A 15,496-nucleotide genomic window follows, 5' to 3' on the forward strand; every position below is an offset into this window, starting at 1 on the left:
GTTATGGAATATCGCTGTCTCATGCCAAGTATCGGAACACGTAAGCTGTATTGGCTTATTAAAGGCAAATTGTTGCAGCGTGGTTTAAAGTGTGGGCGGGATCAGTTATTTAAAATATTGAAAGAAAATAATTTATTGATTCGCCCCAAGCGTCGTTATACAAAAACTACGGATAGCAAGCATTGGATGAAGAAGCATCCAAATTTATTAAAGGATTATTCAGCGGTGCAAGCCAATGAAGTCTTTGTCAGTGATATTACCTATGTTGAGAGTGCTGAAGGCGTACATTATTTATCCTTAGTGACAGATGCTTATACCCGCCAGATTAAAGGTTATAAGTTATCGAATGATATGCGTGCAGAGAATGTTGTGCAGGCACTACATATGGCGATGCAGCATGTGACAGATCGGGCAGCCAGGATGATTCACCATTCAGACAGAGGCTCTCAGTATTGCTCTGAACTATATCAATCGGTATTACGCCATTATGGGGTATGTCCTTCTATGACAGATGGAGGAGACTGTTACCAGAATGCATTAGCAGAGCGGATTAATGGAATATTAAAGCAGGAGTTTTTAACTACACGATGTCAAACCATGAAGGAGTTAGATCACTTAATTGCGGAATCTATCATGATTTATAATTGCTATAGACCACATTTAAGTTTAAATATGAACACCCCGAATCAGACGTATGAGCAAACTAAAACCGAGCTAATTGCTTAACTCGGTTTGAAGTGGAATACTGTCAATCTATTTCAGGACAAGACAAATTTCCTTTCTTTACTAAAGGGGGGAGGAGAGATTGTAAACCTCTCTAACCCGCTGCTAAAAGGAGAAGAAAAATTGCAAACCTCTCCCTAACCCTCTCCTAAAAGGAGAGGAAATATAAAAGGCATCAAATCCATTTTTTCCATCTGAAGTAAATCAATGGGCCAATAAAGAAACCAATTAAAATAACACTGACCACAATAAAACTGGTGGTACCTTTGGCAAAAGGTAATACATCCGTGTTCATGCCGTAGACACTGGCAACTAGCATTGGTGGCGCTAACATGCTTGGTAAAATCGAGAATCGACGAATGGTGTCGTTCTGTTCAGTGTTAATGAAGCCCGAAGTCGTGTCGAGTAAGAAGCGCACTTTTTGGAATAAGAAAGCATCGTGTTCGACCAGTGAGCGTACATCTTCACTGAGTTCTCGAATGTCTGCATCGTAAATATGACTGCCTAACGCACGTGGACGTGCCAAGAAGGTCAGGACACGACGTAAATCAATCAAACACAGTTGGGCTTTCCCAAGCATATCTTCTAATTGCGCCAGTCGGGTAATCATGTCATCGAGGTCTAAAATTTGCTCACGATGGCGGTTATTTAGGACTTCTGTGGAATACTTTTCTAAGTCCTTGTGGATATCTTCCAAGATATCCGCAAGCTCGTCTAACTTAGCCTCTAGCAAGCCTAGTAAGACCCAAGTCGGGTCTTTGTAGTCAATTTCGTAGTCATTGCGTCGTGCCCGTGCCCGAAAAGCACGAAAAGCCACTAATTTTTCACCTCGTAGGGTAAAAAGGTGCTCTTTATGCAGAATAAAGGCAACCGTTTGTACTGTGGCTAAAATACTAGAATTGTCTTCAGTTTCGCCATCGACCTGATAGTTTTTATTTTTAGTTAAAAAATAGGTACTAATGTGTAAAATACCGTCATCATCACGGTAGAATCGGGCCGAAGATGAAATGTCTTCCAAAGACTTTAATGTGGGTAAATTTTGTGAGTATGCGTCCAGTACCCATTGCTGTTCTTCTTGTGAAGGGGCAATTAGGTCAATCCAGACCAGATCTGGGTGCAAATCGAAACCACCATTAATGGTGGCATCTTCCAGACTACCGCGCTCTGTGGCATAAAAGGCTTCAAGCATTCGTCTTTTCTCCTCGCGCAGTATGGGTTTTTGTGGATGGGTGTATTTTAGACAAGGATCTTACTAAATACACTGCTCAGAATGCTATTTTATTTAAAAATCTCCCTGAAGTTTAATTTTATGGCATGACAGCCAGATAACATGGTGAAAAAATGATTGCGTCAATTGCTGTTTTCTGTGGCTCTGCCCCAGGAAAAGATTCTGTTTTTGCTGAAAATGCACGAAAAGTGGGGGAAACACTGGCGTTGCAGGGCAAAACCTTGATTTACGGTGGTGGACGTTCAGGCTTAATGGGTGTGGTGGCAGACGGTGCTTTGCAGGCAGGTGGTCGAGTCATTGGTGTGATTCCAGAGAGTCTGGCAGAACATGAGCTGGCGCATCCGCATTTGACCGAATTACATATTGTAGAAAACATGCATGCCCGAAAAATTAAAATGTCAGAGTTGGCAGATGCCTTTGTGGCTTTACCTGGCGGGGCAGGCACTTTGGAAGAAATTTTTGAACAATGGACTTGGGCGCAGCTAGGAATTCATTTTAAACCGTGTGCTTTTTTTAATGTCGATGGTTTTTATGATGACTTGCTGAAATTTTTACAACTGACTACAGTCAAAGGTTTTACCCAGCCACGTTTTTGTGAAGCGTTGATTGTGTCTAATTGTTTTGAACAGATTTTACAGCAGTTTGAGCAGTACCGTGTTCCTGAAATGAAATGGGAAGTACCTGAACTGGAATGGTTGCAACAAGAGTTGACCAAGTAAGCACATGTATAAAACTCATCCTCACACCATTACTGTTGCGGCGGCGATTATTTTAAATGCTGAACAGCAGTTATTGGTGGTACGTAAACGGCATACCCATTGTTTTATGCAGGTGGGTGGCAAATTAGAACCCAATGAAGCACCTGAAACGACCATGTTGCGTGAAATCGTGGAAGAAATTGGCTGTCAGGCACAAATTCAACAATTCATTGGACGTTATGAAACCGCAACAGCCAATGAACCTGACAGCCGTTTAGTCAGTTATGTGTATTGGGTGCAGATTGATCAAGCACCTCAAATTGCTGCTGAAATTGCCGAAATGAAGTGGGTTGATTTAGATGATCAAGACACTTTGCTGGCACCTCTGACCCGTGAGGTGGTGATGCCTTGGTTAAAGCAACAATTCGCACACGGCAAATGCTTGTAAGGTTGTGTCTTTTAATTGTTGAATGGCGTCACTTTGAGGGTTAAAGCACTAGGTACTTTATTCAGCACTGGCCACACATGCCGCATTGACCTTATGACAGCCAAGATTAAGCAATTGCTGTTTCAGTGCGTGAATTGAGCTGCCTGTTGTGACCACATCATCTACAATTAAAACCCGACGATAACGAATTTTAGGCACAGTCTGAATTTGAAATTGCTGATGAATGTCTTCCAGACGCTCTAAGCGGCTTAAGCCTTTTTGTGCATGCTGTTGCAAGCGAGTCACAGGTTGCCAAATGGGCACATTTAGATGTTTAGCCAAAGACTTAGCCAGCACTAAAGATTGGTTATAGCCACGTTCGGCCAAGCGTGCAGTGGAAATAGGCATAGGCACAATTGCCTGAATTTTGTCATAGCGCAATTGCTGTAATGCACCTGCTAACAGCAGTTGGTACTGTAACTGTTGTTCATATTTGAATTGTTGAATCATGCGATTGATGGGATAAAGATAATCAAATGCGACTTGAATCTGCATTTCTTGTCGTTGAACAGGCTGACTGCGCCAAGGCAGTTGTTGCCAACAGGTTTGACAGACCGCATGTTGCCATGGCGCATCTACATGACATAACTGACAGCGTTGTAGTGGCTTGAACAAGGCAAGCCCACGTTGTAATACAGTTAAATCCAGACGCATCGCATGATCCTGCATTTAAACATAGGCATAACGTGGTGCTTCAGGCAACCAGCGTTTCAATAAGGCTTCGGCATGTTCAGGATAATCTTTTAAAATTTGCTGTGCGACATGATGTGCCTGTGCCAGTAAATGATCATCCCGTTCTAATTTAGCGACTCGAAAGCCCATAGCACCTGTTTGTTTGGTGCCCAGTAACTCACCAGGGCCTCGCAGTTCTAAATCTTTTTCTGCAATGATAAAACCGTCATTGGTTTCACGCATAATCCGTAGACGTTCCTGTCCATTTTGTGAGAGTGGGTTTTTATATAGCAGCGCACAGAAACTGGCTTTGGCACCACGTCCAACCCGTCCACGTAACTGATGTAGTTGTGAAAGCCCTAAGCGCTCGGCATTTTCAATCACCATAATGGAGGCATTAGGTACATCGACCCCGACTTCAATGACAGTGGTGGCAATCAGTAACTGCAATTGGTTGTCTTTAAATTGCTGCATCACCGCCTGCTTTTCATCGGCTTTCATTTTGCCGTGTACCAGTCCAATATTCAGCTCAGTAAAGCGCTCTTTAATTTCAGCAAAAGTGGCTTCAGCCGCTTGTGCATCCAAAGTTTCAGACTGTTCTACCAAAGTACAGACCCAGTAAGCTTGTTTGCCTTCGGCACAATTGCTGGCAATGCGCTGTAGAACTTCTTCACGCCGATCTAGCGGAATAGTCACAGTTTGAATAGGTGTGCGTCCTGGCGGCAGTTCATCTATGACAGAGGTATCTAAATCACCATAGGCAGACATCGCCAATGTTCGTGGAATAGGTGTTGCAGTCATGACCAATTGATGCGGTGTGGTGTGGTTGGCGCCTTTATTGCGTAAGGCCAAACGTTGATCGACCCCAAAACGGTGTTGTTCGTCAATAATCACCAAACCCAGTTTGGCAAATTGCACATTGTCCTGAAACAGCGCATGTGTACCAACGACTAAATTGGCACTGCCATCCTGAATGGCGAGTTCAGCTGCAGCGCGTGCCTTGCCTTTTTGTTTACCTGATAGCCATGCCACAGTTAAGCCAAGCGGCTCAAACCATTTTTTAAAGTTGAGATAATGTTGTTCTGCCAAAATTTCAGTTGGTGCCATCAGTGCAACTTGCCAGCCTTCTTCTAGGGCATGGCACGCAGCAACCGCAGCGACCAAGGTTTTACCTGCACCAACATCGCCCTGTACCAAGCGCAGCATGGGTTTATTACGCTGCAGGTCTTGCATAATTTCATGTGAAACCCGTTGCTGTGCGCCTGTCATTTGAAAGGGCATGCTACTGAGTAAAGCAGGTGCCAGTTTTTGACTAGGGGAAAATGCAGGCGAGGCAATTTGCTGAATATAGGCGCGGCGGGTCAGTAAGCTGACTTGATGTGCTACCAGTTCTTCAAAAATCAGGCGTTGCTGTGCAGGATGTGAGCCTTGCGCCAATTGCAGCATATTGGCATCGGTGGGCGGATGATGAATATAGTCCAATGCCTGCTTGAGCGCATAGCCATTGGTCATTTTTTCAGGCAGCAGCTCGGGTAAATCATCACTATGCTGTGCCAAAGCTTGTTTGACGTATTCGCGTAATTTGGCCTGAGTCAGTCCATCAGTACTTGGGTAAATTGCAGTCAGTTGGGTTTTAGGCAGAGGGGTATGTTCGGTAATCAGTTGCAGTTCGGGATGGTACATTTCCAAACCACGTGCACCCACGCGTACTTCACCAAATACTCTTAAACGATTGCCATGTTTGGCACGGTCTGTAATACCTTTATAAATATGATAAAAACGCAAAGTGATTTTGCCAAATTCATCTTCTAAATTGACTGCCATCGACTTGCGTTTGCCAGGAGGGAAATCCACTCCTTTGACCACACCTTCGAGTAAATAGCTGCGCCCCACACTCAATTGGTTCATGGGGATGATCGTGCTACGATCTTCATAATCACGCGGTAGATGAAACAGTAAGTCATCTGTGGTGAAAATATTTAGTTTTTCGAGTAATGCAGCAGAGGCAGAGCCTACCCCTTGCAACTGATGGACTGCAGCCATGTCCCCTCAACTTCAAATGCTATGATTAGGTGCTGAATGCATATTCTATTTATTGGTTATGGTAAAACATCGCAGCGTGTTGCAAAACAACTATTTACGCTCGGTCATCAAATTACCACAATTAGCCGCAGTCCGAAAACAGATCCTGATATGACGCATCTTGTTCAGGAGATTCATCAGCTCGATTTATCACATATTCAACCTATTGATGCTGTTTATGTGTTACTTGCACCATCACGAAATACGGCTTTGAGTCCTGTAGCGGCGTATCAACACACTTATGTAGATTCTGTGCAGCCGATTGCAGCTGCCTTAAAAGCTCATCCTGTAAAACGAATCATTGTGGTGTCCTCTACACGAGTCTATGGCGACAATGCAGGTGAATGTATAGATGATGATACGGTGCCTAATCCGAGTGATGCACAAGGGCAGTTGTTGTTGCAGATGGAGCAATTGTGGCAACAGGCTTACCCTGAACAATGTGTGATTGTGCGCCCTTCAGGTATTTATGGTACTTCGGTTGCACGAATGCTCAAACTTGTGGAATGCACGCAAAGTTACCCCAATATACATTGGTCAAATCGGATTCATATTGATGATTTAGTACGTTTCTTGGCAGATTTACTTCACGTGAAACATCCTGCAAAATCATATATCTGCAGCAATAATCAGCCACAGCCTTTGCATGAAATCATTTTAAAACTTCAGCGTGCATGTGCTTTAGCTGAGTTGGTGCTGGAAAGTGAGCAGGAAACGGGGAAAAGGATTTTTGCTACGCGGATGGAGAAAATAGGATTTCAGTTAGAATATGTAGATTGCTTGGAGGATTATGCAAAGTTATTCGCAGAAATAGAATAATAAAAACTCCTTCTCTTGCGCCATATAGGGTGCAAGAGAAGGAACTTTAAAAACTATTTCTTTTTACGTTTCAAACGTTTCTTCGCTTGTTGTGCAGCCAGTGCATCTAAGGCTTCACGCAACTCTTCATCACTGAAGGTGGTGATGTGTTGTAACATTTGCAAAGTCACATCATCTAAAACCAAGTTGGCATATTGCGCGACATTTTTAAAGTTGTCGTCAAACACAATCGCATTGTCGCTATTGGTGCTGATATAACCCTGTTGCGTCAGCACTTTAATAAAGCTTTGGAATAAAGCTTTATCAAAGAACTCAGGTGAGTTGAATTCATATAGAACTGATAAACGCTGACCGACCAAATGGCTCAATTCTTCGACCTGACGTGCCGAAATATTGCCTGAACCACGTTGTGTGATTAAAGCCAAGGTCATGTAATAACGTTCTAAACTCTGCATTACAGGTGCAGCTAAGACCACCAACTGGTTATGATCTTCACTGTTTGGTGCAGGAGAAATTAAATTGCCTTCAGCATCTTCAGAAATCAATTTGGCCTGAATTAGAGCTTCTACATAGGCACAAATTTTTTCTTTAAGCTCTTGATCTTGCCATTTTAAGAACAATTCAGCTTTCAAGAATGGATATAAAGTACGAATGACATTGATGAGATCGCCACGACGAATCGAACCGTTGTGTTCTACCAAGGCCGCAATTAATGATGGCAAAACAAAGGCATGCAAAATGTTGTTGCGGAAGTAGGTGAGCAGTACCGCCTGATTATCTGCAATTGCAATAATATCACCCAATACGTGCTGTACGCGTTTAATCAGTTTGAGCTTTAAGCCGTAGGCAATAATTTCTTTGCCTGACAATGGAGTGACTTGGGTGCGCTCATCATAAGGCAGGGCAGTGAGCAGCTTACGGTAAGTATCTAACTGCTTCTCGCAAATTTCTTCATCTAGCGTGTGTTTTGGTGTCGCCAGTAAAATTAAAGACAGCAATGAGACAGGGTTGATTACCGCAGCACGGTTAATGTTTTCTAAAATCGCATGTGCTGATGTGTTTACCGCATCTGAAACTTGTGGCGGAATTGGATCATCATTTTTTTCAATGCTGATGTGTTCTGCATCGTGTTGTTTTAGTACGTCATCTAAAAACACAGGTTCGCCAAAATTGACATGCACCTTGCCAAAAATCCGTTCAATCTTTCGCATGGTTTTTAAAATGCCCATTAGCGATTCAGATTCTTTTGGCTTGCCTTGCATTTCGCCCACATAGGTTGAGCCTTCCATCAGGCGTTCATAACCAATATAGGTTGGTACAAAAGCAATCGGTTTAGCACGACCACGTAAGTGACTATGAATGGTCATGGCCAACATGCCTGTTTTAGGTGGCAACAAACGGCCTGTGCGTGAACGTCCACCTTCAATAAAGTATTCGAGCGGCGTATTGCGTGACAAAATACTAAACAAATATTCTTTAAAGACAGTGGTATATAAACCATTGCCACGGAAGGTACGACGAATAAAGAACGCACCGCCTCCACGAAGCAATTGCCCGACAAATGGCATATTTAGGTTGTCACCTGCCGCAATGTACGGCACCATCATGCCTCGTTTGTAAATCACATAAGACAGCAACAAGTAGTCGATATGACTACGGTGACATGGGGTATAGATAATTTCATAATCTTTGGCCAGTTCGCGCACGGTGCTGAAATTATGCACTTCTACGCCATCGTATAATTGTGTCCATAAGCGGGTCAGTGCCATATCGGCAAAACGTACTGCTGCATGCGAGTAGTCCGACACAATTTCGTTCAGATAACCAATCGCACGACGCTCAGCTTCAATCACGCTAATTTTACTGCGTAGACTTTCACGACGGATGGCATCTTGCACATCGGGAGACTTGATCAGGCTGAGCATGACATTGCGACGGTCAGACAAGTCTGGACCAAGTACGACTTCACGCTGCCCATCTAAATAATTATTTAGGGTGTTGACAATAAAGGTCGCAGGCGACAGGTTGGGATGCTCGGTTTTGGCATGTTCAATCAAAGCACGTAAAGATTGCGGCTCATGAAACTCCAAATAAGACTGACGACCATGTACCCCAATATTCATCAATTGTTTGACTGTACCTGGGGTTGCCCATGTATCGGTAAACAGCAATTTAAACCATGAATCTTCTTTGTCGGGAGAGCGTCCCCACAACACGGTTACAGGCACCAACTCAATATCAATTTCTGGGTGCTGTTCTAATTGTTCAATTAAACGCAGCAAGCGTGGTGGGAAAGCATAAGGTGGTGGATTGAGTAGGTTGTTTTCATCGTGATGCTGTAAAAACAGAATCGAGGCTTTTTCCTTATGTGAACCCATCACTAAAGGATCCAGCGCAGGGCTGAGTTTTAAACGACGTGTTTCACCATCAACGACCAAGGCATTACTGCGAGAGTGGTTCTGCAATACATAACAGGTGATGGTAGTACGTGAGGTATCTGAGTCTGCATTTGCTGCATCCTTGACAGGGACTTCACCCAGAACATGCGGTGTCACCACAAGGTCAAGCAGCTTGCCTGAAAGCTGACGATACATTTGACCAAAACCACGCTTGGACATACTCACTCCTACTTCATCACCCAAGTCCCTAGCTGGTAGGGAATTTATTTTGCGCCATTGTATCTAATAATGGCACAGCATTTTTAGATAATTTGCATGAATATTGTTAGATTTTATCGTTAAAAATCGTCTTTTTAGCAAAATAAACGTAATTCAGGGTGACACAAGGGTCAGTCTTAGATGAGTAAAATACTCAGAATTTATGGCAAAATAGCGCTAAGATTTTACGGTTCAGTTTCTGAATCGATTTCGCTGCAACATCCCGCCGCTTGGCCATAAATAAGGTTAGTCATGAACGCACTTACGCAAGAATTGGTTGAACTTCTTCGTTTAGAAAAGTTGGAAGAAAATATCTATCGAGGCATTAGCCGCAACTTGGTAGGCAAGCGCGTCTTTGGTGGGCAGGTTTTAGGACAGGCTTTGCGTGCTGCTTCTTATACTACAGATCGTCCTGCGCACTCCTTACATGCTTATTTCTTGTTTGGTGGAGATGTCAACGCACCCATTATTTATGAGGTTGACCGCTTACGAGATGGTAAAAGTTTTTCTAGCCGTCAGGTGCGTGCCATTCAGCATGGACGTACTATTTTTACGGCAATAGTGTCGTTTGCGCCATTGGAAGAAGGCTTGAACTATCAAATTTCAGAGCCGAATTATCCCGCCGCTGAACTTTTAAAAAATGAAGCTGAATTAAAACAGCATATTGTTGAATTTGTACCTGAAAACGTTCGCGCCAGTTTTATGCGTGATCGTCATGTTGAAATTCGTCCAATTAACCCGAGCAATCCTTTTTTACCCCAGCCTGAAGCGCCTGTTTATGCGCACTACATTCGCACACATGATGCGATTGCACCAGAAGTGGATGAAGTTTCTTTACATCAGGCCATTGCCGCATTTTATTCAGACTTCACTTTAATGACGACGGCACTGCGTCCACATGGTTTAAGTTATTTATCGCCAAGTTTGCAGTGTGCCAGTATTGACCATGCCATGTATTTCCATAAGCCATTCCGTGTAGATGACTGGATGTTATATGACATGGATGCGACCATTAGCAGCAGTTCGCGTGGTTTGAACTTTGGGCGCATGTGGCAAAATGGTGAATTGGTGTGTAGCACCAGCCAAGAAGGTCTGATTCGTTTACGTGAAATTGAAACTCAATAATACATTTTGAGTGAAATTTACCTTAATTGGCCGACTGTCATGCAGTCGGTTTTTTATTGCTTATATAATTGCGTTTGGGCTGTGCTCAAAAATATTTCTCGATTCAACCCACGCTGCATGGCATAGTCCACACATCACATTAAAAAATTAAACAGCGTATGAGCCTCAATACACAAATATTCATTGCCGCAATTTTGGGTGTGGTGTTTGGTTTTATACTGAATTTATTTCCTGATACCGCATTTTTTTCTGCCAGTTTGTATGGCATAGGCATTGTGAGCAGTATTTTTATCGGCTTACTGAAAATGCTGTTAATCCCGCTTATTTTTAGCTCGATTGTGGTCGGGGTATCGAATTTACAAGCCGTGGGGCAGTTAAGTCGAGTCTGGAAAATTACTTTGGCATGTTGTGTTACCACTACTACGCTGGCTTTAATTCTAGGTTTGGCCTGTGCGCATTTATTCGCTGTCGGCAAAGGTGTAGATATTGTAATGTTTCAGGATGCGATGGCGCAGCATCAAACTCCAGATACGCTTACACCTTCTTCTTTTTTTACCAACTTCATTCAAAACACCTTAATCAATCCATTTAAAGCTTTTGCTGAAGGCAATGTTTTGGCGGTGGTGATTTTTGCCTTGTTGGTGGGTGTGGCGTTGGTTAAAGGCGGTGAGCACTTTAAAACGGTACGTAAACTCAGCCAGCAATTTTTTGAAATTATGATGTTGATGATTGGCTGGGTAATGAAACTGGCACCATTTGGTATTTTTGCCTTATTGGCCAAGTTGGTTGCCACTGAAGATATTTCGGTGCTTAGCCGTTTGGCAGAGTTTGCCGCCGTTGTGACAGGTACCACCATTTTTCATGGTGCGGTGGTGTTGCCTTTGCTGTTATGGGTTTTTGGCAAGATGGATCCGATCACCTTTTTTAAAGGTACACGTGCGGCGCTGATCACTGCTTTTGCCACTAGTTCCAGTTCGGCCACCATGCCGCTGTCTATGAAATGTACACAGGAAAATTTAGGTGTACGGCCGCAAACAGCAGGCTTTGTGATTCCGCTAGGTACACAATTAAATATGGATGGAACGGCCTTGTATGAGGCAGCTGCAGCACTGTTTATTGCCAACTTAATGGGGCTGGATTTAAGTTTAGGGCAGCAACTGATTGTCTGTGCGACGGCCATGATTGCCTCACTCGGTGCGCCAGGTATTCCTAGTGCAGGAATGGTGACCATGATTATGGTATTGCAGTCGGTTGGTTTGCCCGCAGAAGCGATTGCAATTTTATTGCCCATAGATCGTTTACTAGATACCGTGCGTACCGTGGTGAATGTGCAGGGCGATATGATGATCAGTGTGGTGGTCGATCGGCATACCCGTGAAGACCCTGCATTAAATTCTTAAATACTGTGCTTTAAGCAACATTTCACTAAAGGGACATATTTTTAGTAAAAGGTTTATTCCCAGCAAGGGCTATAAACGACTTCCCAAATATGACCATCTAAGTCCTGAAAATAACCTGCATAGCCGCCGTAAAAGGTGCTCTGTGCAGGTTTTAAAATTTTTGCACCTGCATTTTGCGCTTGCTTTAATACCTGATCTACTTCAAGTGGGCTATGTACATTATGGCCTAGAGTGATTTGTGCTGTGCCTTGTTCGGCAGGGGCGAAGCCAATGTCCTGCTGTAAGCTGTGTTTAGACCATAACGCCAGTTTTAGCCCCGCTTGCAGTTCAAAAAATACCACAGCACCTTGTTCAAATTCCTGACCAATAATGCCTTCAGTGGCAAGCCCTAGACCGTCACGGTAGAACTCAAGAGCACGTTGTAAATCTTCTACCGCAAGGGTAATGACTGAAATATGTGCCCGCATGTTTGATCTGCTTATCTACTGTAATTGTTATTACTTTGACAGTAGGGTATTTCTTTATGTGTTGTAAAGTGCAACTTTGGTGGTGTAAGAAATGGCACTGACAGGCGTGAGGGAAAGCACAAATAAAAATGTCCTATTCGATATTGCACGAATAGGACTTTATTTTATAAAGCACTAGTCAGGGTTTTAATGGATTATTTGATTTCTGCATCAGATGTGGTTGGATCGTTAGCTTCTACAGCTACACACTGATCAACATCAACATCAACATCAACATCAACATCAACATCAACATCAACATCAACATCAACATCAACATCAACATCAACATCATCGCCAGTGGCTTCTGGAATGCTGTCTAAATCAAAGTGATGTGCTTGCTCTAAAGTAAAGTTTAAGCGTCCACCCATCACACTGGCCAATTCTTCTAAACCTTGTTTGTTTAGTGAAGAGAACAGTTGAATGGAGAAATCCAATTTCATTTTTTTCAGCTGTTGTTTTACTTCAAGCAATGCTTTGTTGGCAGGGCCACGGTTGAGCTTGTCTGATTTGGTGAGGAGTACATGCACGAATAATTTACGTGAATATGCCCATTCCAGCATCATGACATCAAAGTGTTGTAAAGGATGGCGAATGTCCATAAGTAACACCAAGCCTTGTAAGCTTTTGCGGTGAATCAGATAATTTTCCAATTCTTTTTGCCACACAATTTTCATGGCTTCAGGTACAGCTGCATAACCATAACCGGGCAAATCGACTAGACGTTGATCAGGGTTGCCCAAACTAAAGAAGTTGATCATTTGGGTACGACCAGGTCTTTTAGAGGCACGAGCCAATTGCTTTTGATTGGTTAAGGCATTAATTGCACTAGATTTACCTGCATTGGAACGACCTGCAAAGGCAATTTCATAGCCTGTATCTTCCACGCAGAGGTTGAGTTTAGGTGCACTCATTAAGAACTCAGCTTTCCGCAACCAGTTCAGGGCGCGAACAGAGTACTCAGTAATGGCTGGATCAACTTTTTTCTCGTAGCTGATTTTTTGCCGTGGCTGTGCCGCTGCCTTACTGTTTTTCGATTTTCCTCTGCTGTGGTGCATAACTTAACTTCAATTCATGGTCTACAAACAGGCATTATAAAGCAAGTCATACAGGCAAGCGAACTTTGCGAATTGAAAGCTCTAAAAAAGCGAGTAGGTTTGCTTAATATCAGTGATTACCTTTTAGAGGTGAATCAGCGGAATAGGGGATTGGGTGCTGAGTTGTATATTTTGAGTGGGTTGTAGTACTTCGCCTAGGCTGTATTGGTCTAGGCTTTGGTAAAACTGTTCCATTGCCCGATTCAATATGCCTTTGAGTCCACACTGTGAGCGGAGTACGCACGGTGGGGTGTTACATTCTACAATCTGGTTTTCCCCTTGTAGAACTCTGACCACATAACCTAAACGTAACGGGATTGCATCGGGATGCAGGCGAATTCCACCGCCTTTACCACGAGTGGTAATCAACCAGCCCTGCTTGCCCATAAAGTGGACAATTTTAACCAAATGGTTTTGGGAAACATGCAAATCCTGTGCAATTTCCGCAATGGTATAGGGTACATCTCGTGGTCGTGAGATATACATTAAAATACGCAGTGCATAGTCGGTGAATTTATTTAATTGCATGATCGCACAGATGTTTTTTCAAAAAAATGAAGAAATTAAGGCTAGTCTAGCATAACCAGACTAGCCTTACCTATCTGCTTTTTAATGCTTTGGATTAGTGGCGCACACCACCTGTACCAAATGCTTCGCTATGGATTTGCTCATCTTTAATACCACGAGCAAGCAAGGCTTTACGTTGTTCTGCCATAAATGGCATTGGGCCGCAAAGGTAGAAGTCTGCATCTGCTGGTAATAGTGCTGCATCTACTGTGCTTAAATCTAGGCGACCTGCAACATCATAATCTTGACCTAATACATCACCTTCGTTCGGGAATTCATAGGCTGTTAAGGTATGAATGCGCGGATATTTAGCAGCGATGTCTTGTAGGTGCTGTTTCATTGCATGGACTTGTTTGCTGCGGCATGCATGAATAAAGCTTACAGGTTGCGGTACATCCAAAGTCACCAATTGGTTCAGCATGGCAATCATTGGCGTTAGGCCTACACCACCACTAATAAAGACATTACGTTTGTTGCTGTCAATTAAGTAGAAGTTACCTGTTGGTGCAGACACTTCAACTTCAGCGCCTTCTGGTAAGCCATGAAGTGTGTTCGATACCCAACCTGCTACTTGATCTGCGCCATTGCCTGGTTCACGTTTGACTGAAATACGTAAATAGTCAGCTTGTGGGCTAGTTGAAAGCGTATATTGACGTGGCTGTTTCAAGCCAAGTTCTTCTACAAACACACGTACCGAAATATATTGACCTGCTTCGTAATTTGGTAAATCGCCACCATCTACTGGCTCGAAGTAAATAGAGGTGATTTCGTCACTTTCTACCACTTTCTTGGCAATTTTAAAGTTGCGCCAGCCTAACCAGCTACCTTTAGTTTGTTGATGCTGTTCGTAGATTGCACGTTCCGCATTAATAAATACCTCAGCCAATTGACCGTAGGCTGCTGCCCAAGCATCAATCAGTGGATCTTCCATCGAAATATTCAACACTTCACTAATAGAATGCAGCAGGTTTTCGCCCACAATATTATAGTCAGGTGCTTGAATGTTTAAGCTCACGTGTTTGTGGGCAATCAGCTCAATGACAGGAGCAAGTACAGATGGATCTTCAATATTTTCAGCATAAGCCAATACAGCACCTGCAAGCGCTTGAGCCTGCGCACCACTACGTTGGTGACCCATGTTAAAGGTTTCTTTTAGATCAGGATTATTCCCCAACATGCGATTATAGAAATAACCTGTGAGTGCGACACCATTTTCACGCAGTACAGGAACAGTTGCTTTTACAAGGTCAATTTGCTGTGGAGTCATGTTCGATCTCTCATGGCTGTTATTTATAAGATGTATTTAAAATATATTTTATAAATAAGGATTGCAACCAATTTTTGGAAAAACCTTAAAAAAATTATGTATTATAAAAATATCCCATAATTTTTAAAGTTTTTATGGAGTTTGTAGATGTGACAGCGAGAGGTTTTT

General features: G+C 43.1%; 14 protein-coding genes. 6 read left to right on the forward strand and 8 right to left on the reverse strand.

The annotated features are described in order from the left end of the window. Window positions 1-726: IS3 family transposase (locus HHA41_RS00005; RefSeq protein ID WP_216075683.1), on the forward strand; the 726-nt coding region annotated here is incomplete at its 5' end. Window positions 727-898: 172 nt separating this feature from the next. Here the strand turns inward: HHA41_RS00005 and HHA41_RS00010 are convergent. Beyond that, window positions 899-1,912, reverse strand: a complete 1,014-nt coding sequence (locus HHA41_RS00010; protein ID WP_168419484.1) for a magnesium and cobalt transport protein CorA — start codon at window positions 1,910-1,912, stop codon at window positions 899-901. A gap of 152 nt (window positions 1,913-2,064) precedes the next feature. On the opposite strand from HHA41_RS00010, the gene HHA41_RS00015 reads away from it, so the two are divergent. After that, entirely contained in the window at window positions 2,065-2,670 is a 606-nt protein-coding gene (locus HHA41_RS00015; RefSeq protein ID WP_168419483.1) for a TIGR00730 family Rossman fold protein, read from the forward strand. 4 nt (window positions 2,671-2,674) lie between these two features. Beyond that, window positions 2,675-3,097 carry an NUDIX domain-containing protein gene (locus tag HHA41_RS00020; RefSeq protein WP_168459967.1) on the forward strand — a complete coding sequence of 141 codons (423 nt, stop codon included), beginning with the start codon at window positions 2,675-2,677 and terminating at the stop codon, window positions 3,095-3,097. Between the two features lie 57 nt (window positions 3,098-3,154). On the opposite strand, the gene HHA41_RS00025 is transcribed toward HHA41_RS00020, so the two are convergent. Both HHA41_RS00025 and recG read right to left on the reverse strand, forming a co-directional pair. After that, window positions 3,155-3,790: a phosphoribosyltransferase family protein gene (locus HHA41_RS00025; RefSeq protein WP_168459968.1), complete on the reverse strand. Its 636-nt coding sequence runs from the start codon at window positions 3,788-3,790 to the stop codon at window positions 3,155-3,157. 15 nt (window positions 3,791-3,805) lie between these two features. Then, window positions 3,806-5,851, reverse strand: a complete 2,046-nt coding sequence (gene recG / locus HHA41_RS00030; RefSeq protein ID WP_168459969.1) for an ATP-dependent DNA helicase RecG — start codon at window positions 5,849-5,851, stop codon at window positions 3,806-3,808. A gap of 36 nt (window positions 5,852-5,887) precedes the next feature. Between recG and HHA41_RS00035 the strand changes: the two genes are divergently transcribed. Continuing rightward, window positions 5,888-6,709: an NAD-dependent epimerase/dehydratase family protein gene (locus tag HHA41_RS00035; RefSeq protein WP_168459970.1), complete on the forward strand. Its 822-nt coding sequence runs from the start codon at window positions 5,888-5,890 to the stop codon at window positions 6,707-6,709. Between the two features lie 53 nt (window positions 6,710-6,762). On the opposite strand, the gene plsB is transcribed toward HHA41_RS00035, so the two are convergent. Next, window positions 6,763-9,327, reverse strand: coding sequence for a glycerol-3-phosphate 1-O-acyltransferase PlsB (plsB, locus tag HHA41_RS00040; RefSeq protein WP_168419478.1), 2,565 nt, complete (start codon window positions 9,325-9,327; stop codon window positions 6,763-6,765). Between the two features lie 291 nt (window positions 9,328-9,618). Between plsB and HHA41_RS00045 the strand changes: the two genes are divergently transcribed. Continuing rightward, window positions 9,619-10,491 carry an acyl-CoA thioesterase II gene (locus HHA41_RS00045; RefSeq protein ID WP_168459971.1) on the forward strand — a complete coding sequence of 291 codons (873 nt, stop codon included), beginning with the start codon at window positions 9,619-9,621 and terminating at the stop codon, window positions 10,489-10,491. Between the two features lie 158 nt (window positions 10,492-10,649). Next, window positions 10,650-11,891 (forward strand): dicarboxylate/amino acid:cation symporter, encoded by a 1,242-nt coding sequence (locus HHA41_RS00050; RefSeq protein ID WP_168459972.1) that lies wholly within the window; start codon window positions 10,650-10,652, stop codon window positions 11,889-11,891. Window positions 11,892-11,944: 53 nt separating this feature from the next. Here the strand turns inward: HHA41_RS00050 and HHA41_RS00055 are convergent, their stop codons facing one another. From HHA41_RS00055 to hmpA, 4 genes are all read right to left on the reverse strand, one after another. Then, window positions 11,945-12,358, reverse strand: coding sequence for a VOC family protein (locus tag HHA41_RS00055; protein WP_168459973.1), 414 nt, complete (start codon window positions 12,356-12,358; stop codon window positions 11,945-11,947). 194 nt (window positions 12,359-12,552) lie between these two features. Then, window positions 12,553-13,455: a ribosome biogenesis GTP-binding protein YihA/YsxC gene (yihA, locus tag HHA41_RS00060; protein WP_168459974.1), complete on the reverse strand. Its 903-nt coding sequence runs from the start codon at window positions 13,453-13,455 to the stop codon at window positions 12,553-12,555. 123 nt (window positions 13,456-13,578) lie between these two features. Further along, entirely contained in the window at window positions 13,579-14,022 is a 444-nt protein-coding gene (locus tag HHA41_RS00065) for an Rrf2 family transcriptional regulator (protein WP_168459975.1), read from the reverse strand. A gap of 94 nt (window positions 14,023-14,116) precedes the next feature. Continuing rightward, the gene (gene hmpA, locus HHA41_RS00070) at window positions 14,117-15,328 is read right to left on the reverse strand and encodes an NO-inducible flavohemoprotein (RefSeq protein WP_168418784.1); all 1,212 of its coding nucleotides are present in this window, start codon (window positions 15,326-15,328) and stop codon (window positions 14,117-14,119) included. Between the last annotated feature and the right edge of the window lie 168 nt (window positions 15,329-15,496).

It is taken from the genome of Acinetobacter sp. A1, from assembly GCF_012371315.1.
Classification (GTDB): domain Bacteria; phylum Pseudomonadota; class Gammaproteobacteria; order Pseudomonadales; family Moraxellaceae; genus Acinetobacter.